This window comes from Bradyrhizobium sp. SHOUNA76 (genome assembly GCF_023006445.1).
Lineage (GTDB): Bacteria > Pseudomonadota > Alphaproteobacteria > Rhizobiales > Xanthobacteraceae > Bradyrhizobium.
The window spans coordinates 1-2,020 of sequence record NZ_JALBHA010000779.1; the positions used below are offsets into that span (position 1 = coordinate 1).

Consider the following 2,020-nt stretch of genomic DNA (forward strand, 5'->3'; position numbering starts at 1 on the left):
CGCACGGCACCGCGACCATCGCGCCGGTGGCAAAGATCGTCGGCCCCGGCAACGCCTACGTCGCCGCCGCCAAGCGGCTGGTGTTCGGCAAAGTCGGCATCGACATGATCGCCGGCCCGTCCGAAGTGCTCGTGATCGCCGACGACACCGGCAACGCCGACTGGATCGCCGCCGATCTCCTCGCGCAGGCCGAGCACGATGCCAGCGCGCAGTCGATCCTGATCACGGACTCGGCACGCCTTGCCGCCGACGTCGAAAAGGCGGTGGAAGCGCAGTTGAAGACGCTGCCGCGCGCCGCGATCGCCAGCGCGTCGTGGGCCGATTTCGGCGCGGTCATCATGGTGAAGAAGTTGGGCGACGCCATCCCGCTCGCGGACGCCATCGCCGCCGAGCATCTCGAGATCATGACCGTTGATCCCGACGCGCTCGCGGCGAAGATCCGCAATGCCGGCGCGGTGTTCCTCGGGCCGCATACGCCGGAGGCGATCGGTGATTATGTCGGTGGCTCCAACCACGTGTTGCCGACGGCGCGCTCGGCGCGATTCTCCTCAGGGCTTTCGGTGCACGACTTCATGAAGCGCACCTCCATCCTGAAATGCGGCCCGGATCAGCTGCGTGCGCTGGGTCCAGCCGCGATGACGCTCGGCAAGGCGGAGGGGCTCGATGCCCATTCGCGTTCGATTGGATTGCGTCTCAATCTGTCATGACAAAGCCGCCCGAACAGGACGACTCGACCAATCGCATCGTCGGCGTCACGCTCGACGAAGAATCGATCGGCCGTTCCGGGCCTGATATCGAGCACGAGCGCGCAATCGCGATCTACGACCTGATCGAGCAGAACCTGTTCGCGCCCGACGGCGCCGAGGCGCAGGGCCCGTTCACGCTGCATATCGGCATCACCGGCAACCGCCTGATGTTCGACATCCGCCGCGAGGACGGCACGCCCGTCGTTGCGCATCTGTTGTCGCTGACGCCGTTCCGGCGGATCGTGAAGGATTATTTCATGATCTGCGACAGCTACTACCAGGCGATCCGCACCGCGACCCCCGACAAGATCGAGGCCATCGACATGGGCCGTCGCGGCATCCATGACGAGGGATCGCGCACGTTGCAGGAGCGGCTGAAGGGCAAGGTGCGGGTCGATTTCGAGACCTCGCGCCGGCTGTTCACGCTCATAACTGTCCTTCATTGGAAGGGGTAAGCGCGGATGGCTGCGCCCCCACGCGCACGCGATCCGCAATCGGTGCTGTTCGCCTGTGCGATGAACAGCGTGCGCTCGCCGATGGCCGAGAGCCTGTTGCAGCACATGTTTCCGCAAGGTCTCTACGTGAAGTCGGCCGGCGCGAGGCGCGGCGAGCTCGATCCGTTTGCGGTGTCCGTGATGGCCGAGCTCGGCCAGGACATTTCCGCCCACAAGCCGCAGACCTTCGAGGAGCTGGAGGACTGGGAGGGGCTGAATTTCGACCTCATCATCACGCTCTCGCCCGAGGCGCACCACAAGGCGCTGGAGCTGACGCGGACACTCGCGGCCGACGTCGAATACTGGCCAACGCAGGATCCCACCACCATCGAGGGCAGCCGCGACCAGAAGCTCGCGGCCTATCGAGAGGTCTGCGATCAGCTGCTGCTGCGCATCCGCCGGCGTTTTGCAAAGGTCGGCGCGGCATCAGGTTGATGATCTCCGAAGTCATCACGCGACCGTGGTGCGCTCCCTCTCCCGCCTGCGGGAGAGGTGACAGCGAGCTCGTCGCGAGGCCTCCCGTAACACCTGCGTCACAGACTGTGGGCACAGCCATGTCGGAAACCTCGAATCACCAAACCTGGGGTTCCCGGGTTGTGAAATCAGCCCCCTTCCGATAGGTTCCGCGCGCAATTCACCCCGCTTCATCCCCCAAATCACCTGATGCTTGGCCGCCCCAAATTCGTACTTGCCTCCGGTTCGCCGCGGCGCCTGTCGCTGCTCAACCAGGCCGGCATCGAGCCGGACGCGCTCCGGCCGGCCGACGTCGACGAGACGCCG

Annotated in this window: 4 protein-coding genes; all 4 read left to right on the forward strand. The window is 65.4% G+C overall.

Translation table 11 applies throughout. The features are described 5' to 3' along the window. On the forward strand, window positions 1-707 hold a 707-nt coding region (hisD, locus tag MOV74_RS36980), incomplete at its 5' end, for a histidinol dehydrogenase (protein WP_246932322.1). Beyond that, window positions 704-1,201, forward strand: a complete 498-nt coding sequence (locus MOV74_RS36985) for a UPF0262 family protein (RefSeq protein ID WP_246932325.1) — start codon at window positions 704-706, stop codon at window positions 1,199-1,201. The genes hisD and MOV74_RS36985, both read left to right, overlap by 4 nt. Window positions 1,202-1,207: 6 nt before the next feature. Beyond that, the gene (locus MOV74_RS36990) at window positions 1,208-1,675 is read left to right on the forward strand and encodes a low molecular weight phosphatase family protein (RefSeq protein WP_246932327.1); all 468 of its coding nucleotides are present in this window, start codon (window positions 1,208-1,210) and stop codon (window positions 1,673-1,675) included. Window positions 1,676-1,903: 228 nt separating this feature from the next. Next, the coding region (locus MOV74_RS36995; RefSeq protein ID WP_246932329.1) for a Maf family protein at window positions 1,904-2,020 on the forward strand (117 nt) is incomplete at its 3' end.